Source organism: Trichococcus patagoniensis (assembly GCF_003051085.1).
GTDB lineage: Bacteria > Bacillota > Bacilli > Lactobacillales > Aerococcaceae > Trichococcus > Trichococcus patagoniensis.
The window spans coordinates 60,457-76,509 of record NZ_QAOM01000015.1 but is presented as its reverse complement, the minus strand read 5'-3'; the positions used below and the strand labels follow the sequence as shown (position 1 = coordinate 76,509).

19 protein-coding genes and 1 riboswitch are annotated in these 16,053 nt (G+C 48.0%); of the genes, 10 read left to right on the top strand and 9 right to left on the bottom strand.

All coding sequences use genetic code 11. The annotated features are described in order from the left end of the window. Positions 1–112 precede the first annotated feature (112 nt). From C8U37_RS10850 to C8U37_RS10835, 4 genes are all read right to left on the bottom strand, one after another. Positions 113–454, bottom strand: coding sequence for a type II toxin-antitoxin system PemK/MazF family toxin (locus tag C8U37_RS10850; protein WP_108033248.1), 342 nt, complete (start codon positions 452–454; stop codon positions 113–115). Further along, on the bottom strand, positions 454–684 hold the full coding sequence (gene mazE, locus C8U37_RS10845) for a type II toxin-antitoxin system PemI/MazE family antitoxin (RefSeq protein WP_108033247.1): 231 nt from the start codon (positions 682–684) through the stop codon (positions 454–456). The genes C8U37_RS10850 and mazE overlap by 1 nt, the downstream gene beginning before the upstream one ends. A gap of 176 nt (positions 685–860) precedes the next feature. After that, complete coding sequence (locus C8U37_RS10840; protein ID WP_245879825.1) at positions 861–1,142, bottom strand: cytochrome b5 domain-containing protein; 282 nt, start codon at positions 1,140–1,142, stop codon at positions 861–863. A gap of 126 nt (positions 1,143–1,268) precedes the next feature. Then, a complete protein-coding gene (locus C8U37_RS10835; RefSeq protein WP_170100263.1) occupies positions 1,269–2,600 on the bottom strand; it encodes a ferredoxin reductase family protein in 1,332 nt (443 codons plus the stop codon). Positions 2,601–2,749: 149 nt separating this feature from the next. On the opposite strand from C8U37_RS10835, the gene C8U37_RS10830 reads away from it, so the two are divergent. The 3 genes from C8U37_RS10830 (at position 2,750) to C8U37_RS10820 (ending at position 5,134) form a co-directional block, all read left to right on the top strand. Next, positions 2,750–3,433 (top strand): response regulator transcription factor, encoded by a 684-nt coding sequence (locus C8U37_RS10830; protein ID WP_108033244.1) that lies wholly within the window; start codon positions 2,750–2,752, stop codon positions 3,431–3,433. Beyond that, positions 3,430–4,770 carry a sensor histidine kinase gene (locus C8U37_RS10825; protein ID WP_108033243.1) on the top strand — a complete coding sequence of 447 codons (1,341 nt, stop codon included), beginning with the start codon at positions 3,430–3,432 and terminating at the stop codon, positions 4,768–4,770. The genes C8U37_RS10830 and C8U37_RS10825 overlap by 4 nt, the downstream gene beginning before the upstream one ends. A gap of 88 nt (positions 4,771–4,858) precedes the next feature. Beyond that, complete coding sequence (locus tag C8U37_RS10820; protein WP_108033242.1) at positions 4,859–5,134, top strand: nucleotide modification associated domain-containing protein; 276 nt, start codon at positions 4,859–4,861, stop codon at positions 5,132–5,134. A 339-nt stretch (positions 5,135–5,473) separates the two neighbouring features. Here the strand turns inward: C8U37_RS10820 and C8U37_RS10815 are convergent, their stop codons facing one another. The 3 genes from C8U37_RS10815 to C8U37_RS10805 all read right to left on the bottom strand — a co-directional run bounded on the left by C8U37_RS10815 (position 5,474) and on the right by C8U37_RS10805 (position 7,962). Continuing rightward, complete coding sequence (locus tag C8U37_RS10815; RefSeq protein ID WP_108033241.1) at positions 5,474–6,211, bottom strand: amino acid ABC transporter ATP-binding protein; 738 nt, start codon at positions 6,209–6,211, stop codon at positions 5,474–5,476. 4 nt (positions 6,212–6,215) lie between these two features. Then, positions 6,216–6,884 carry an amino acid ABC transporter permease gene (locus C8U37_RS10810; RefSeq protein ID WP_108033240.1) on the bottom strand — a complete coding sequence of 223 codons (669 nt, stop codon included), beginning with the start codon at positions 6,882–6,884 and terminating at the stop codon, positions 6,216–6,218. Between the two features lie 232 nt (positions 6,885–7,116). Beyond that, positions 7,117–7,962 (bottom strand): transporter substrate-binding domain-containing protein, encoded by an 846-nt coding sequence (locus tag C8U37_RS10805; RefSeq protein ID WP_108033239.1) that lies wholly within the window; start codon positions 7,960–7,962, stop codon positions 7,117–7,119. Between the two features lie 414 nt (positions 7,963–8,376). Here C8U37_RS10805 and ade point away from each other — a divergent pair, with 414 nt between their 5' ends. Genes ade through C8U37_RS10790 form a run of 3 tightly spaced genes read left to right on the top strand, consistent with a single transcriptional unit; the run spans position 8,377 to position 11,838 of the window. Beyond that, the gene (gene ade, locus C8U37_RS10800; protein ID WP_108033238.1) at positions 8,377–10,101 is read left to right on the top strand and encodes an adenine deaminase; all 1,725 of its coding nucleotides are present in this window, start codon (positions 8,377–8,379) and stop codon (positions 10,099–10,101) included. Positions 10,102–10,143: 42 nt separating this feature from the next. Then, a complete protein-coding gene (locus C8U37_RS10795) occupies positions 10,144–11,193 on the top strand; it encodes an inorganic phosphate transporter (RefSeq protein WP_108033237.1) in 1,050 nt (349 codons plus the stop codon). Between the two features lie 12 nt (positions 11,194–11,205). After that, the gene (locus C8U37_RS10790) at positions 11,206–11,838 is read left to right on the top strand and encodes a DUF47 domain-containing protein (protein ID WP_108033236.1); all 633 of its coding nucleotides are present in this window, start codon (positions 11,206–11,208) and stop codon (positions 11,836–11,838) included. 140 nt (positions 11,839–11,978) lie between these two features. Here C8U37_RS10790 and C8U37_RS10785 read toward each other — a convergent pair whose 3' ends face one another. Beyond that, positions 11,979–12,227: a hypothetical protein gene (locus C8U37_RS10785; RefSeq protein ID WP_108033235.1), complete on the bottom strand. Its 249-nt coding sequence runs from the start codon at positions 12,225–12,227 to the stop codon at positions 11,979–11,981. A gap of 227 nt (positions 12,228–12,454) precedes the next feature. Further along, positions 12,455–12,565, top strand: a riboswitch (SAM riboswitch). 80 nt (positions 12,566–12,645) lie between these two features. Here C8U37_RS10785 and C8U37_RS10780 point away from each other — a divergent pair. The 4 genes from C8U37_RS10780 to ppnP all read left to right on the top strand — a co-directional run bounded on the left by C8U37_RS10780 (position 12,646) and on the right by ppnP (position 15,257). Beyond that, the gene (locus C8U37_RS10780; RefSeq protein WP_108033234.1) at positions 12,646–12,936 is read left to right on the top strand and encodes a hypothetical protein; all 291 of its coding nucleotides are present in this window, start codon (positions 12,646–12,648) and stop codon (positions 12,934–12,936) included. Positions 12,937–12,961: 25 nt separating this feature from the next. Next, complete coding sequence (locus tag C8U37_RS10775) at positions 12,962–13,327, top strand: DUF488 domain-containing protein (RefSeq protein WP_170100262.1); 366 nt, start codon at positions 12,962–12,964, stop codon at positions 13,325–13,327. A 146-nt stretch (positions 13,328–13,473) separates the two neighbouring features. Next, entirely contained in the window at positions 13,474–14,514 is a 1,041-nt protein-coding gene (locus C8U37_RS10770) for an NAD(P)-dependent alcohol dehydrogenase (protein ID WP_108033233.1), read from the top strand. Positions 14,515–14,945: 431 nt separating this feature from the next. Further along, a complete protein-coding gene (gene ppnP / locus C8U37_RS10765; protein WP_108033232.1) occupies positions 14,946–15,257 on the top strand; it encodes a pyrimidine/purine nucleoside phosphorylase in 312 nt (103 codons plus the stop codon). Between the two features lie 142 nt (positions 15,258–15,399). On the opposite strand, the gene C8U37_RS10760 is transcribed toward ppnP, so the two are convergent. Further along, on the bottom strand, positions 15,400–15,759 hold the full coding sequence (locus tag C8U37_RS10760; RefSeq protein WP_108033231.1) for a hypothetical protein: 360 nt from the start codon (positions 15,757–15,759) through the stop codon (positions 15,400–15,402). Between the last annotated feature and the right edge of the window lie 294 nt (positions 15,760–16,053).

The window sequence follows — 16,053 nt, the reverse complement described above, 5'->3', positions numbered from 1 at the left end:
GAAGGACGGGATTTCAATAGGAATATCCAATAAAAACCTTTAATATCAATGCTTTTCAGCATTCCACGTTATAATTCACACGGGAATGAAGGGTTTAAGTGATTGCGGTTTTTTAAAATATATATTCGATTATCTGATCGATTTTCGCGATATCCTGGACAGGCAATCTGTCAGCGAATTCGATTTTTCTGGCATGGAAATCCAAAGATTTGAGCTGGGAAATGACGATTTGACCTGTGACAATCATTTCTTTCGGAAGCGTATACCGAGTAGGGATGCTTTTTATTGTCGAAGTGATTGGGCAAATAACCGCAAACAAAGTGGAACGATTGAATTCATATCTTGAGATAACCAATCCCGGGCGACGTTTTTTGATTTCATTTCCTGAAGAGGGATCAAAATTGATCCAGACGATATCGCCTTTCTTGGGGATGTACCTTTCGGAAGCATTCATCAGAATAGTTCTCTCCCTTCAGGCTGCACATTATCCCATTCATCTTTTTCATAAAATGCTCCTGCTTCGGACAGAACAAAGGGATCGTCAAGTTTGGGGACCAATGTGATCGTCCCATCTGGTGAATAAATCACAATATATTCTTTATTGGTTTCCAATTTTTCACCATTGTGAGGCGGCAGGGTTACAACTACGGAACTTCCCTGTAGCCTGGATTTTGTAATTAACATTTTTCTCACCCCTTATGAGTCATTATACTCAATAACACGGGGTCACGCAAAGTGCACTCTGGTTGCTGTGATAAAATTTTTTATACAGTATCCATTTAAGGAGGTGATTTTCGTTTATTCTGGGGCGCTTTTTCTTTTTCTGGTCGGTATCTTGTTTATAATCAAATTTCTTTGGATTATTTCGTCAATTCACCGACGATCGGCAGTCCCTCCAAAACGGAGGTGCCGTGCGGGGATCTCTTGATGGCAGTGGTGCAGTCTGTGCCCGCCTGTACCCCATAATGGCTCCCGTTTTGCCATTTAGCCGCATTGGTGACATCGTAGACGATGCCAGCAACGGCGACATAGGCATCATTTCCGTTCTTCCCGTCATACTGCGCCAACTCATTGAGGGTGAAGGTTTTTACGTTCGATTGGCTGCTTGAGGAAGCAGCTGAATTTGTGGATGCTTGGTCGATAGTGGTTGCCTGTGTCGTTCCGCATGCCCCGAATAGTAGGCCTGCACCAAGTAGGAGGGTCATCAGTTTCGCTTTGTTATTGTTTTTCATTTTAGTTTCTCCTTTTTTTTGGACTTTCGGCACTCGTTACAATCCAAATGACTCGAAGTGGATTTTTTGTTTTGGAACATTTTTGGAAACCAGCGCTGACTCAATGGTATGCATGAATCCTTTGGGACCGCAAAGGACAAATTCACTGGAGGCATAAGGAACCTCGGCGGATTTGAAAATGGCTTCCGTTTTTTCCGCATCCAAGAAGCCGTTTTGGGTTGAATAGAATGGAACGAAGGTGAAGTTGGGCATATCCTTCCGGAATGAAGCAAGTTCCGCTGCATAGGCAAATTCATTCTCATTGCGTAAACTCCAGATAAGCACCGCTTTATTTTTTACATTTTGTTGGCGTAGGCTTTCCAGGATGCCCAACATAGGTGTGACACCGACACCGCCGGCGAACAATACTAGGCTCTTATCCGTTTCCGCTATGCCTTCCAACGGTTGCCACAAGCCGCCATAGGGACCTTCGACGGTCACCTTCGTCCCTGCCGTGATGCGTTGGATGATGTGCGTGTAGTCACCGGAATCCTTGATCGATACGGAAAGGGCATGCGGATTTTCCGGTGCGGAAGTCAAAGAAAATGGGTGTTCTTCAAAACTATAGTTTTCATCCAGGACCCTCAAATAAATGAACTGTCCGGCTTTGTAATCAAAGATCCTCCCGTTTTCGGCTGTCAGCGTCAAGCTGACGATCTGGTCTGTCTCATTCACCACATCGGTTATCGTATAAATATTTTTTTTCAACAGAGCGGGCCTGATGAGCTTGTGGTACACATAGAAGCCCAAAGAAACGATGAAGTAAAGGGCGTACATCATTGTCAGCGCCATATCGCCCCGGACCAAATAGGCGATGGTGATGACATGAACAGACAGCGCAACGATGGCAACGATGTTGAAATTATGCAAAACTTTCGTGGCACCGTATTTGGAGAGAGGAAAGTTTCTGAATGTATCCTTCACGATTTTGATTATTTTGATCCTCCCCAGCCAATTGGTCATGAACAACACGGATAACACAGTCAACAAAAGGAAAAGCATGATGGCAAAATCCCCGAAGGCTGTCGAAAATTCGAACTCTCCCCAAGCGATACTGGCCCATTCCTTGTGCAGCAGGCCAAGCGCCAAAGCGACGATGGCCATGATGCCGTGGAAGCGGTGGAACTTATCCAAACTGAAGTATTTTTCGATGAATTTGGGTCTTGCGGCTGTTACCAGTTCGGATAATAGCCAGGTGTAGCTGATGATGCCGATAAAAGAAGGCGCGGCGGCGCCGAAATTTAGCCCCTTCAGCGAGATGAAGGCAATGGGTAAGGGGCTAAAAAAATAGATGGCAAGAATCATAATTTGAATCGCTTTTCGTTTCATGTGCATTTCCTCCGATTTCTTATTTAGATTCATTATAGACAAGGAAATTTAGGATAGCATGAAGGTAAGCTGAAGATTAGCTGAAGATGATATTTTTCGTTCTGTGCGCAAGCGGATGCGTGCTACAATAAAGCAAAGAGGTGAACGCAATGGACGGGGAAAAAACGCGTGTTTTGGTTGTGGATGACGAAAAGAGTATCCGTGATTTTTTGACGATGGGACTGGAAGACGAAGGGTACAGCGTGGAAACAGCAAAGGACGGATTGACGGCATTGACGAAAATGCATGAGAATCCTTTTGACATCGTCATTTTGGATGTGATGATGCCGGGCATGGATGGCTATGAATGCTGCCGCATGCTGAAGCAGAAATATGCTGTTGTCGTCATCATGCTGACCGCGAAGGACCAAGCGGAGGATACGGTAAAAGGCTTGAAAACTGGGGCAGATGATTATCTGGCAAAGCCATTCAGTTTTCTGGAGCTGTTGACGCGGATGGAAGTCCGTCTGAATAGCCGTTTCCCGCAAAAAAATACAGTCATCCGAAAGGGGCCTTTTTCGGTCGATGATGCCCGCCATGAAATTATGTTCGAGAATGAGAAACTTGATCTGACCCCTACGGAATACAAGCTGATGTGCTTGTTGTTCGATAACGTGAACATCGTCATTTCGAAGGAGACTATCATGAATCAGGTATGGGGTTATGATTATTTCAGCAGTTCGAACGTGGTGGAAGTGTACATCCGCAACTTAAGGGAAAAGCTGCAGGATACGGCGCACCATTACATCAAAACAGAACGCGGATTCGGCTATAAGTTGGATGTGGAAGGATGAAGACAAAGAACCTGAACAGACAGCTGTTCCAGCGCAGCATGCAGTTGCTGCTGCTGTTTCTCGTGATCATCGGTTTTTTGCAGACAAGCTTGATTTACCTATACACCGAAAATCAAAGGAAAATGGAAGTGAACAGCTATCTGCAATCCTTGCAACAAACCACCGATCTGCTCGATGAAGGGCAGCTGATGACTGAAAAAGCGAAAGAGGTTGCCGAGGATATCATTTCGGATGCGAATGTCGTTTTTTATGCGAGCTCCGGAGAATCGCAAATGATTCACATCAACCGGTTATTTTTGAAGAACAAACAGACAGCAACATACACCGAGCCGGTTTATTATGAAGAGAAAGCGATCGGGACGATTGAAGTCACCTATTCCATCCACGAATCGTTGGAGTTGATGCTTACGCAGCTGATCATTTATGTGATTGCCAGCATCGTCATTCTTTTGTTGGCCTGGCGGTTCTATACGCGTATGCTGAGGAAAACACTGGCTCCCTTGGATAGTGTCATTGCATCGGTTTCAGAAGTTTCCGTCGACAATCTGGATGAGCCAATCATTATCGCTGAGGCTCAGGCCGATATAGCCAAACTGGTCGCTTCGACCAACGAGTTGAAAGCTAGGCTGCACGATTCCTTTCAAACCATCGAAGAGAATCAACGGAAACTGCAGCAATTCGTTTCCGATGCTTCGCATGAATTAAAGACGCCGTTGACGACAATCCAAGGTTATTCGGAAATTCTGTTGAGGGGAAAACTGGATAATCCCGAAAAGATACGCTATTCTCTGGAGAGCGTGCTTGATCAGGCGAAACGCCTGACGTATATTGTAAATGAATTGCTGGAACTTTCAAAATTGGATCGGAAGGTGCAGATGGGGAAAGCCGAACTGAATCTGAATGACGTTCTTCAGGATATTTTTCCGCTGCTGAAGATGATCCAGGAAGGCCGGGAATTGAAGCTGACGATAGGCGAGATACCGAATGTTCTGATTAACCGCAAAAAAATAGAACAGGTCATTTTAAACATTGTGCAGAATGCCATTTTCCATTCCGATCCGAAGACGCCAATCATGATCCGCACCTACCAAGAAAATGAAAAAGTCGTTATGGCAATCACCGATCACGGTGAGGGCATTGCCGAGGAGCATCTGCCTTTTATATTTGATCGCTTTTATCGTATCGACACGGATCGTTCGCGCGAAAGCGGAGGGACGGGATTGGGTTTGGCTATCTGCCAAGACATTATGCATGCACATAATGGGGAAATCGATGTGCAAAGTATTGCAGGAAAGGAAACGACATTCTTTATCCGGTTCCCTAAGATGAACGGCTAACCGCTTTTGTAAATCATGCACTTTCAAAGTTTAATGAATTAAGTCAACTTTGCGGCTTTAGAAAAATCAGAAGAAAGCGGTGGCGGATATGACGAAAGCCGAGCAGCACAAGGAAATATGCGAAAGGCTGAATCAGTTGTATGCGGCCAAAAACAAAGATTACGGGGATAGTTTTGGCGACGGCTACCAAGAGTACGGGCTGACGATGCCGGCTATCCGATTGGATGACAAACTGCACCGGTTCAAACAATTGATCAAGCAAGAGGCCGAAGTGAAAGACGAGAGCATTACAGACACGCTGATGGATTTGGCGAATTACGCAATCATGACCATCATCGAGATCGAGAACAAAGCAGAACGCTGAATACAACAGCATCAGTTGCTGCAACAAAAAATAGAGAGACTGTCTCTGAAATGAGTCAGTCTCTCTGCGGTTTGACGGTATGATTGTCCGATCTAGGGTTCGCGTTCGTGGCGGGATTCCCCGCCAAAAGGGTTTTCGCGGGGGATTTCGTGTTATCCGTGGACGTTTTGCCCCGCCAAAGCTATTTTGGCGGGTTTTCTGACCGTTTTTTTAAGTTGTTTTCCCCGCCAACAAGGTTTTGGCGGGCTATTTCCGGGCATAAATTTGATATTCAAATAGACGAGGCTGTATCAGCACCAGATTAGTAGTCCTGGTTTTGATACAGCCTCGTCTTTATTTTTATATCGTGATGCTGTTGATGAAGCGGGCAATCCGCGGGTCGGTGGTGCTTTCGAAGAAGTCCTTCGTCGGACCGTCGAAGCCGACTTTGCCGTCCTCCAGGAAGAGCATGCGGTCCGCTGCCTCCCGTGCGAAATCAAGGTTGTGCGTCACGATGATCATGGACAGCTTCTCGGAAGCGAGCTCCTTCAGGACGCGCAGCACTTCAGCCTCCAACTCGGGATCAAGGGCGGAAGTGGGTTCGTCGAACAGGACGAAATCCGGCTCCATGGCCAAGGCGCGCGCGATGGCGACGCGCTGCTGTTGGCCGCCCGAGAGTTGGTCCGGGTAATGATCCAGTTTGTCGGCCAAGCCGACTTTAGTCAGCAGATTTTTGGCTCTGGCCGTCGCTTCCGTTTTCGAAAGTTTCAGGACCGTTAGCGGACCTTCGATGACATTTTCCAATACCGACAGATGCGGAAAGAGGTTGAAGCTCTGGAACACCATCGCCGTTTCTTTGCGGATCGCCATCATCGTTTCTTTTGAAATTTTGGAACTGAAATCGACTTCGAGATTACCGTTCTTCAGGATGCCGCTTTCGGGCACTTCCAACAGGTTCAACGTGCGGAGCAGGGTGGACTTGCCCGAACCGGATGGGCCGACAATGACCGTCGTTTCACCGGTTCTGAACGTCAACGAGATGTCCTTAAGGGCATGAAAGTCACCGTAGGATTTTTTGATATTTTTGATTTCGATCATGTCGTCACGCCTTTTTCAGATATTTGGAAGTTCTGATTTCCAATTTGCCTTGGATCCAAGTCAATACTGTACTGATAAGGAGGTAGATTACAGCCACTTCCATATACAGAATCAGCGGTTCATAGGTAACGGAAGCAAACTGCTGCCCGACCATCGTCATTTCGATGATCGTGATGCTGGATGCCAGCGAAGTCGATTTCACCAAGGAAATGAAGTCATTCATGACGGCCGGCAAGGCGATCCGGATGGTCTGCGGGAAGATGATCCTTTTCAGGACCTGTCCGTGCGTCATGCCTAAGGAATCGGCGGCTTCCCATTGCCCTCTCGGAATCGACAGGATTGCGCCACGGATGGATTCGGCCGAATAGGCGCCGCTATTCAGGGCAAAAGTCAGAATAGCGGCGGTCCACGCATCCAAGGTGATGTTCAGCTTCGGCAAACCGAAGAAGACGATGAACAATTGGATCAAAAGCGGGGTGCCGCGGAATACCCAAACGTAGAACCAAGCCAGTCCTTTCAACAACCTGCTTTTCGAAATCCGCATGACTGCAGTAAGGACCGCCAGGACAAGTGACAAGGCAAAGGAAATCAGCGCCAAGGGGATGGTGACGGTAAATCCTGCTTCCAGAATAGGCCATAGGGCGTTTTCGATTATGGATAATGTATGCTGCAAAATTTACTCACCATTCCTTTATATATTTAACAAAATAGAATATTTCCAGGTTCAAAAGTGGATCACCGCAAGCGTTTCGTGCGATACCACATTGTATCATGCATCCAACAAGCATGGCTAGCATCAAGGATTTGCCGTTCAAAAATCAGATAAATCGTACCGATTGCGCTCTAAGATGCGCAATCGGTACGATTTTCTGAATGTGGAACTGAACGAACCCGTTCAGCTTTTCTTATTCGTTGGCGCCAACGCTGATGTCTTCACCCAGGTATTTTTCGAAGATGGCTTTGAAAGTGCCGTCTTCTGTGCGTGCTGCGATGATTTCATTCAGTTTAGCCTGGAAATCTGTATTTTCTTTTTGCAGGATGATGCCGACCTTATCGTTGGTAGGTAATTTTTCGTCGATCAGACGCAGAGTAGATTCCGGATTTTCCTCAAAGTAAGTCAAGAACGTGATGTAATCGTTGATCGTGCCGTCCGCGCGTCCGGAAGTGATCAGTTCGACCGCTTGATTGAAGCCGTCGACAGGGACGATTTCAGCGCCAAGGTCGCGAGCGTTCTGTGCGTAATTACTAGTAGTGGATTGGGCTGATTTTTTGCCGCTGTAGTCTTCCAGAGTTTGGATGTCAGAGTCTGCGCTGACCGCCAACTGGCCATAGGACTCGAAATAAGCATCGGTGAAGTCATAAACCGCTTGTCGTTCTTCGGTAACACCGACGTTGTTGATGACGATATCGTATTTATTGACGTCCAAGCCGGCGATCAAGGAATCCCATTTCGTTTCGACGAAGACTGCCTCGACGCCCAGATCCTCAGCGATGACTTCCGCGATTTCAACTTCGAAACCGACCAAGTCGCCTGTTTCTGTATCATGGTAGCTGAAAGGAGGGTAAGTGCCTTCCACACCGATGCGCAATTGCTTGTTCTCTTCGATTGTCTTTAGGACGTTTGTCGTTGCAGCGGTGCTGGTTGCTGTAGAAGCACTGTCCGAACTTGAGTCAGTCGTTGTTGCTCCGCAAGCCGCCAAAGCCAAGCCTGCTGTACCCACGAATAAGATCTTTGATAATAAATTCTTCATATTAATTCACTCCTATTTTTGTTTTTTTGATTTGAAAAGCTTCAGGTCTTTCAGATGAAAAAAACTGCTCCCACCGCAGTTTTTTAAGAATACCATTCGCTTTCTTGATGCTTGTTCACTTGTGATGACAGGCCGGAAACCGACACTTCTTACTTTTTGTCGCTCGAAGGCATGAGGAAATCTTATCACCAGTGCATGTAAGAAGCAAACAGTTATAATCGAACAAGGTTGATAGGTAAAAGCGATCACCTTTAACTTCGAAAGAACCGAATTTTATCATCGGAGAAAATTTTGTGGAGGATAAATAGGAGCGCTGATAAGAAGCTTATCGGTCCCTGCGCGAATCGTGTATAATATAGGAAACAACAAGAGATTCGCTAACTAAGAGAGCGAATGGAACCAGGGGGAATTTGTATGACAGATGCATTGAAAAGATTGATCCAGGCGGCGCAGCAACCGGAGAAAGCGGACCTTATCATCCAAAACGGAACAGTAGTGGATGTGTTTTCTTTGGAGACTTTTGAAGCGGACGTTGCGATCAAAGATGGATACATCGTCGGCATCGGTACTTATCCGAACGGGAAGCAAGTGGTGGATGCTTCAGGAAAGTATGTCATGCCGGGTTTTATTGACGGGCATATCCATATCGAATCAACGATGGTGACGCCTTCGGAATTTTCGCGTGCGCTCATCCAATATGGGGTGACGACGGTTGTGACCGATCCGCATGAAATCGCGAACGTCGCAGGAAAAATCGGAATCGACTTTATGCTGGAGGATGCCGCCAATGCCGACATGGACATCCTGATGAAGCTCCCTTCGTGTGTGCCGGCAACGCCCTTCGAGCAGAACGGTGCAACGCTGACTGCGGATGATCTCCGTCCTTATTTGACCCACCCGACCGTCATCGGCTTGGCGGAAGTGATGGATTACCCATCCGTTTTGAATGCAAATCCGGATATGCTTGAGAAGATCCGTATGACGACAGAAGCCGGCCTTGAGGTCGATGGACACGCGGCCGGGTTACCGGATACTGCGCTGAATGTGTACAGCTCAGCAGGAATCCGCAACGATCATGAGGCAGTGACGGCGGAAGAAGCAATTGCGCGGGTACGCCGGGGCATCCATGTGTTGGTGCGCGAAGGATCGGCTGCGAAAGATCTGTTGGCGCTGTTGCCGGCGATCAACGAAAGGAACAGCCGCCGCTTTTCATTCTGCACAGACGATAAGCATTTGGATGAATTGGCCGAAGAAGGAACCGTCAATTATGCCGCGCAACTAGCGATCCAACATGGTTTGGACCCGCTGATTGCCATCCAGATGGCTACGCTCAATAATGCGGTATGCCACGGCATACAGGAAAAAGGCGCCATTGCACCTGGGTACCTAGCGGATATCCTGATCACGGACAGCTTGGAGACACTTCACCCGGAAACGATCATTAAAGACGGGCGCGTGCTGGAACTGGCAGCTTTAAAAAACAGCCGTGCTGTTGTGCCGGAAGCTGTCAGATCCTCTCTTCATTTAAAGAAAGTGACAAAAGCTGCCTTGCAGATTCCGCTTCAAAAGGGGCAGAAAGCTTGGGTCATCGGCGTTGTGCCGGGGCGCATCATCACCGAGAAAATCGCAGCGGATGTGCAGACGGAAGACGGATTCTTTGTTGCGGATCCGCAAAATGATCAAGTGAAGATGGTCGTGTGCGAGCGCCATCACCAAACCGGCAGCATCGGCGCTGGCATCGTCAGTGGTCTCGGGCTGAAACGGGGCGCAATCGCCTCGACAGTAGCCCATGATTCGCATAATCTGGTCGTGGCCGGAACCAACGATGAAGATATGCTGCTGGCAATCGAAGAAGCGGAGCGGATGCAAGGCGGGCTCGTTATCGTTGATGGCGGCAAAGTGCTGGCATCGGTCCCATTGCGGGTCGGTGGCATTATGTCGGAAAAAACGTACGAAGAAGTGATTGTAGAACTGCATGTATTGCATGAGCAGTTGGCTACGCTGGCGGAAGAATCGCAGAACATTTTCATGATCCTTTCGTTCCTGTGCCTCCCGGTCATTCCGCGTTTGAAGTTGACGGATAAAGGTTTGTTTGACGTCGATTCCTTCCAGCATATCGCAGTCGGGATTCCGATGTAAGGTCACTTACTCCTCTGTAATCCGGAAAGGCGGTGGTTCTTTATGGTGATTTCATTTGGTGAATTCATTCAGTTGCTGCTGTCGAGCCCGGCTATTGCGGTGACGGTGGCCTTGACTCTGGGCGTGGTTTTGGTGAACGGGTGGACGGACGCGCCGAACGCCATCGCCACCTGTGTTTCGACACGAAGCATGACTCCGCGCAATGCCATCCTGATGGCTGCGGTGTTCAATTTTTTAGGTGTCTTTGCGATGACCGCAGTCAATGCGAAGGTTGCCCAGACGATGGCGAAGATGGTTGATTTTGGCGGGAATACGGAAGATGCGGTCGTGGCGCTGTGTGCGGCGCTCTTTGCGATTGTGGTGTGGGCCACTGCGGCTTGGTATTTTGGCATTCCGACCAGCGAAAGCCACGCCTTGATTGCCGGCCTATCGGGTGCCGCAATCGCTTTACAGGGGGGTATCAGCGGGATCAACGGAGCGGAATGGATCAAAGTGCTGTACGGTTTGATGCTTTCCACCGTTCTGGGCTTCGGCTTGGGATTTCTTATCGTCAAGCTTGTCGGTGCGCTGTTCAAAGATATAGAGCGGCAAAGCACGACAACCTTCTTCCGCAACAGCCAAATAGCCGGTGCAGCTGCGATGGCCTTCATGCATGGCGCTCAGGACGGCCAGAAGTTCATCGGGATTTTTCTGCTGGGGATATCCTTGTCGCAAGGAAATGCCGCGACCGATTTCATCATCCCAGTCTGGTTGATGCTGTTGTGTTCCGTAGTCATGGCCTTAGGAACATCGATTGGTGGCGAGAAAATCATCAAGACCGTAGGAGTGAATATGGTGAAGCTGGAGACCTATCAAGGGTTCAGCGCTGATTTCGCCGGAGCGCTCAGCCTTTTGACGGCCTCCCTCTTGGGGCTGCCGGTGAGCACGACCCACACGAAGACGACAGCCATCATGGGCGTTGGCGCGGGCAGGCATCTGGTGAGCGTAAACTGGCTGACCGTCAAGGAAATGGCGTTGACCTGGGTATTGACCTTTCCGGGTTGCGGCTTGGTCGGGTATCTGATGGCAAAGCTGTTCATTGTGATATTTTAGGGGGTGTCGGCTATGTTCAAAAAGAAGACGGAAAAATTGGATTATTTCGAAGCGTTCATCAAGTTAGCTGAATGGGGAGTCGAATCAGCGAAATTTTTGAAGCAGGTGCTGGCGGAGTATCCGGTAGCTGATCTCAGCCAAAAGTTGGACGAGATGCATGCGATTGAGCATGATGCCGACCTCGCAAAATACAGACTGATGCGCTATATGTACAACGACCTGTTGCCTCCTTTCGATAGGCAGGACGTGATTGCGTTGATCACTAGCCTTGATCACACCATCGATCTGACCGAAGACGTCCTGATCCATGTTGAAATACAGCAGCCGCAGAATATCACACCGGAAATCAAACAATTTCTGGACCTAGTCGAACAATCGGCCGAAGAACTCCTCAAGGCAGTACGGCTTTTGAAGACGTACAGGAAGTCGAAAAAAGAAATCCATGCGAGCATCGACCGGATCAACGCCTATGAGAAGGCGGGCGATCTGCTGTACATCCAAGCCATGCGCGACATTCACCAGAGCGGAACGGACGCCGTCAGCCTCGTGATGCTGAGCAGACTCTACCAATGCCTGGAAGATTGCTGTGACGCCTTCAAGGACGTGACCAAATTCGTGGAAGAAATTGCGTTGAAATATGCGTAGCTCGCGGTACTTTTGCCGACCGAAAAATTATAAAAAAAATCCCCACAAGTCAGAAAAATTCTGATTTGTGGGGATCCCTAAGTAGTGATACACCATTCAAAGATGTCCATCAACCATGATTCATTGCCTTTTTAACGAAATCACTGAATCGCGGATGGTGTCGTTTCTTGAGCGGAACAACTAAGATTGTCATCTCTGTCTCTGGCATGCATACTTACGCCGTTCATCTGAGCGTGATGACGAAGATGAGTGGCATGGCTGCGTACATACTGACCGTGATTTTCATATGTCACCGTATCCATCATCGCTGCTTCTATGGGAGTTGAGACAGCAAAGGTGGTCAATGCAGTAAAAGAAATAAGGCCAATCATCAAATATTTTTTCTTCATGGGTAAGTTCTTCCTTCCTATTTATAATCTGGCTATAGTTTATGAGACTGTTTCCGTGTAATTGATAGGACAAATGAAACGATCAGCTACATGGGATCGCTTGATCCTTCTTCAGTATACTAAGGAAGTATGTAGAACAGATGTAGAAAAATCATATTAAACGAATTAGTAATTGGTTGAATTTTGCGCAATGGTATGACATAATATGTATGAAAATTAAATAACTTCTTTTATCAAGAGAGATTGAGGGACTGGCCCGATGACATCTCAGCAACCGACCCACGCGTGAATGCGGCGGCACGGTGCTAAATCCTGCAGAGCAATCTGAGAGATAAGAAGAGCAAAGCGACATTCCCGACTCTTCTTGTTATAAGAAGGGTTTTTTGTTTTCGAAAAAAACAATTTGGAGGGAACGACGATGACAATGACAAAAGAACAATTCAAGCACTATGAAAGAAGCTACGAAAGAATGGAAGCGATAGGCGGCCCAAAAAGCCAAAGCGAGGCCATGCTGTATCATCAGTACAAACAGCAAAAGGCTGCCGTTGCAGAAGCGCTTGAGATGGGTAAGGAGAACTATCAAAGGGAACTGTTGGCCAAAGTAGCGGAAGTGCATCGGCTTGAGGGAGAAATTGCCCAATTGCAGCAACGCCTTTATCTGGAGCACGCGCAAGTGGATAAGATGTTGGAACTGATGGACCAGTTTTAAAGAAGCAAATGGGAGGAGAACGGATTTGGAACTGAAAATGAAACGAATTTATGAATCCCCGACAGAAGCGGACGGCTTCCGGATTCTGGTGGACCGTTTGTGGCCGCGCGGCGTGAAAAAAGAGAATGCCCAGTTGGATGCGTGGCTGAAGGACAGCGCGCCTTCGCCTGATCTGCGCAAATGGTTTGATCATGATCCCGACAAATTTGCGGCCTTCAAGGAACGCTACGAGGAAGAGTTGCTGACGGACGAGAAGACGATGGTTGCGGTGGCCGAAATCCTGAAGCAACTGGATGAGACGGATGTGACGTTGGTCTATGCGGCCAAGGATCCGGATATCAACCATGTCGTCGTGTTGAAGGAATTATTGGAAAGACAGCTCGGAAAGTGAGCGATGCAGAAAGCCGATGCCGGATTCCAGGTTATTGCTTGACTTAACCTTCACTTTAAGTTGTATGCTTCTTCTACAAGAGCAAGAGCGCCGAAAAAAAATAGTGCGCAGCTTTTGAATACAGAAGCATAATGGAGGATACATATATGGTAGTAGCAAAAGCTAGAGCGGTCGACGGACCGGACAAACCGTTCCGATTTGCGGAAATTGAAAGACGGGAACTGGACGTCGAGGATGTATTGATCGAAATCAAATACGCGGGCATCTGCCATTCGGATATCCATACGGCTCACGGGGAATGGGGCCATGTGCATTATCCGCTCGTGCCGGGGCATGAAATCGCCGGCATCGTGACGGACGTCGGAACCGGAGTAACAAAATACAAAATAGGCGATCGTGTTGGCGTCGGTTGCATGGTTGATTCCTGCGGTGTTTGCGAAAACTGCCTGAAAGGCGAGGAACAATACTGTCTGAAAGGGAACGTTCCGACCTACGCCGGCGTCGATAAGTACGGCGAGCTGACCCAAGGCGGATATTCCACGCACATCGTTGTGACGGAAGGTTTTGTGGTCCGCATTCCGGATAATATCGGACTGGATGCTGCAGCACCACTGTTGTGCGCAGGCATCACCACTTATTCGCCGCTGCACCATTGGCATGCGGGTCCCGGCAAGAAAGTTGCCGTGATCGGTCTGGGCGGACTCGGGCATATGGCTGTCAAAATCGCCAACGCTATGGGTGCCGATGTGACTGTTCTGTCGCAGACTTTGAGCAAAAAAGAGGATGGTCTGAAGTTTGGAGCAAAAGCATATTATGCCACCAAAGATCCGGCAACCTTCACTGAGTTGGCCGGCGCCTTCGATTTGATCATCAATACGGTCAGCGCGGCGATCAATTTGGATGCCTACTTGGGGCTGCTGAACCTGGACGGCACGCTGGTGAACGTGGGGGCTCCCGGCGAACCGTTGTCGCTTAACGTCATCTCCCTAATCGGGCACCGCCGTTCCTTCGCCGGCTCGATGATCGGCGGCATCCGCGAAACCCAGGAAATGCTGGATTTCTGCGCAGAACACGAGATAGTACCGAATATCGAAGTCATTTCAGCCGATCAGATCGACGAAGCCTACAAACGCGTTTTGGCATCCGACGTCAGATACCGATTCGTGATCGACACAAGCACAATCTGATTCCGTTTATTTTCAAGAGTGCCGCCATTGAGTTGGAGGCACTCTTCTTTTTCGGAGGGATTGATTGTCTGCAGCGGCTGGGCCGCGGGTGGATGGCCTTGGAAAGTGCTGGAGTGGTGTTTAGTCGGTTGTTCTCAGTATACCGGTTGCGATTCAGCCGAGAGAAAGGCGTTTTGTCGGTTGTTCTGGCTTGGCCGGTTGGAGAACAGTCGAGAGAAAGTTGTTTAGTCGGTTGTTCTGAGTCGGCCGGTCGAAGAACAGTCGAGAGCCATGCATTCTGTCGACTGTTCTGCTTTTGACATTCATTGTTTACCTGATGAATCCGCTCCTAGCCAGCGACTGCGCATCGGAATCACTAAAATTGCACACGTGCTATTGCCAATGTCTCCGAAAAATTATAATATGATTAAAAAAGAAGGTGGAGGGATCAAATGGAATTCAAGAATGTGAGTGTAGTGAAGGAAGCGAATGTGTATTTTGACGGGAAGGTGACCAGTAGGACGGTCGTGTTCGAAAGTGGCGAGAAAAAAACATTAGGCTTCATGTTGGAGGGGGACTATAAGTTCAACACGGATGCGGAAGAAACAATGGAGATCCTCGGCGGCGATATGTCGGTGCAGTTGCCCGGCGAGAGCGAATATACGCTCTACAAAAAAGGCGAAAGCTACGTCGTTCCGGCGAACGCTTCCTTTGAGATGACCGTCGATAAGTATGTGGATTACTGCTGTTCTTATAAAAAATAAGTCAAGTAGGTCAAACGACTTGTGAAATTCAAAAACACGAATAAAACAAGCGAGCTCCCGTCAAAATTAGCGGGAGCTCGCTTGTTTATGTTAACTATTTATTGTTTCTTGCGAGGAGCTGCGTGCGCCAATAAGGTCACTTCTACTTTTGTCCTAAAACAACGCGGTAATAACCATCATCACCTTTAAAAACCAGCTTAATCTGCAATTCCTGTTCCGAAACAGTTGGATCTAAAAACGTATTAGTCTCATCGGATACCTTTTCTTTAATGGCATCAAGGGAATCGTAGTAGGCTACAATGAACGGTTTGTGCTCCGCATCAAAAGCGGCAACTCGCTCCAAAAACGCAGCTTCGTTATCGATGACTTCCGTGCTGATGATTTCTGCGCTTTCGCTTATCGAAGATTGAGTGGTTTCGGATTGGGAAGTTTCGCTTGCATCATTTGAACAGGCCATAAGCAACAGAGCGACGGGAAGAGCCAGAAACATTTGCTTTTTCATGTTAATATCCCCTTTACTGTTTTAATATTAAGTATAAACTAGTTATATTCATAATAGGGATAATGTTAATAATAAGCAACAAAAAAGGTGGTTTTTTAAATCGAAAACGGGAAATTGGTTGTTGGCGATGGTGCGGGCTAACAACGCTTGATGGATGAGGGGGACATCCTTTTCATCAAGCGGAACGACGCGAGGGAATATGGAGATGGCCGGCTCTGCCGGACTGCTGCTCAATGTCATCTTGGGCATGATCGCCTTGGCTTGGATTTTGCTGACAGCCCCGAAAGCGACTGC

Bases quoted from the DNA above. Each gene is read 5' to 3' on its own strand.
- C8U37_RS10850 (WP_108033248.1), bottom strand. From the start codon at position 454: ATGAATGCTTCCGAAAGGTACATCCCCAAGAAAGGCGATATCGTCTGG.
- mazE (WP_108033247.1), bottom strand. From the start codon at position 684: ATGTTAATTACAAAATCCAGGCTACAGGGAAGTTCCGTAGTTGTAACC.
- C8U37_RS10835 (WP_170100263.1), bottom strand. From the start codon at position 2,600: ATGAAACGAAAAGCGATTCAAATTATGATTCTTGCCATCTATTTTTTT.
- C8U37_RS10830 (WP_108033244.1), top strand. From the start codon at position 2,750: ATGGACGGGGAAAAAACGCGTGTTTTGGTTGTGGATGACGAAAAGAGT.
- C8U37_RS10825 (WP_108033243.1), top strand. From the start codon at position 3,430: ATGAAGACAAAGAACCTGAACAGACAGCTGTTCCAGCGCAGCATGCAG.
- C8U37_RS10820 (WP_108033242.1), top strand. From the start codon at position 4,859: ATGACGAAAGCCGAGCAGCACAAGGAAATATGCGAAAGGCTGAATCAG.
- C8U37_RS10815 (WP_108033241.1), bottom strand. From the start codon at position 6,211: ATGATCGAAATCAAAAATATCAAAAAATCCTACGGTGACTTTCATGCC.
- C8U37_RS10805 (WP_108033239.1), bottom strand. From the start codon at position 7,962: ATGAAGAATTTATTATCAAAGATCTTATTCGTGGGTACAGCAGGCTTG.
- ade (WP_108033238.1), top strand. From the start codon at position 8,377: ATGACAGATGCATTGAAAAGATTGATCCAGGCGGCGCAGCAACCGGAG.
- C8U37_RS10795 (WP_108033237.1), top strand. From the start codon at position 10,144: ATGGTGATTTCATTTGGTGAATTCATTCAGTTGCTGCTGTCGAGCCCG.
- C8U37_RS10790 (WP_108033236.1), top strand. From the start codon at position 11,206: ATGTTCAAAAAGAAGACGGAAAAATTGGATTATTTCGAAGCGTTCATC.
- C8U37_RS10785 (WP_108033235.1), bottom strand. From the start codon at position 12,227: ATGAAGAAAAAATATTTGATGATTGGCCTTATTTCTTTTACTGCATTG.
- C8U37_RS10780 (WP_108033234.1), top strand. From the start codon at position 12,646: ATGACAATGACAAAAGAACAATTCAAGCACTATGAAAGAAGCTACGAA.
- C8U37_RS10770 (WP_108033233.1), top strand. From the start codon at position 13,474: ATGGTAGTAGCAAAAGCTAGAGCGGTCGACGGACCGGACAAACCGTTC.
- ppnP (WP_108033232.1), top strand. From the start codon at position 14,946: ATGGAATTCAAGAATGTGAGTGTAGTGAAGGAAGCGAATGTGTATTTT.
- C8U37_RS10760 (WP_108033231.1), bottom strand. From the start codon at position 15,759: ATGAAAAAGCAAATGTTTCTGGCTCTTCCCGTCGCTCTGTTGCTTATG.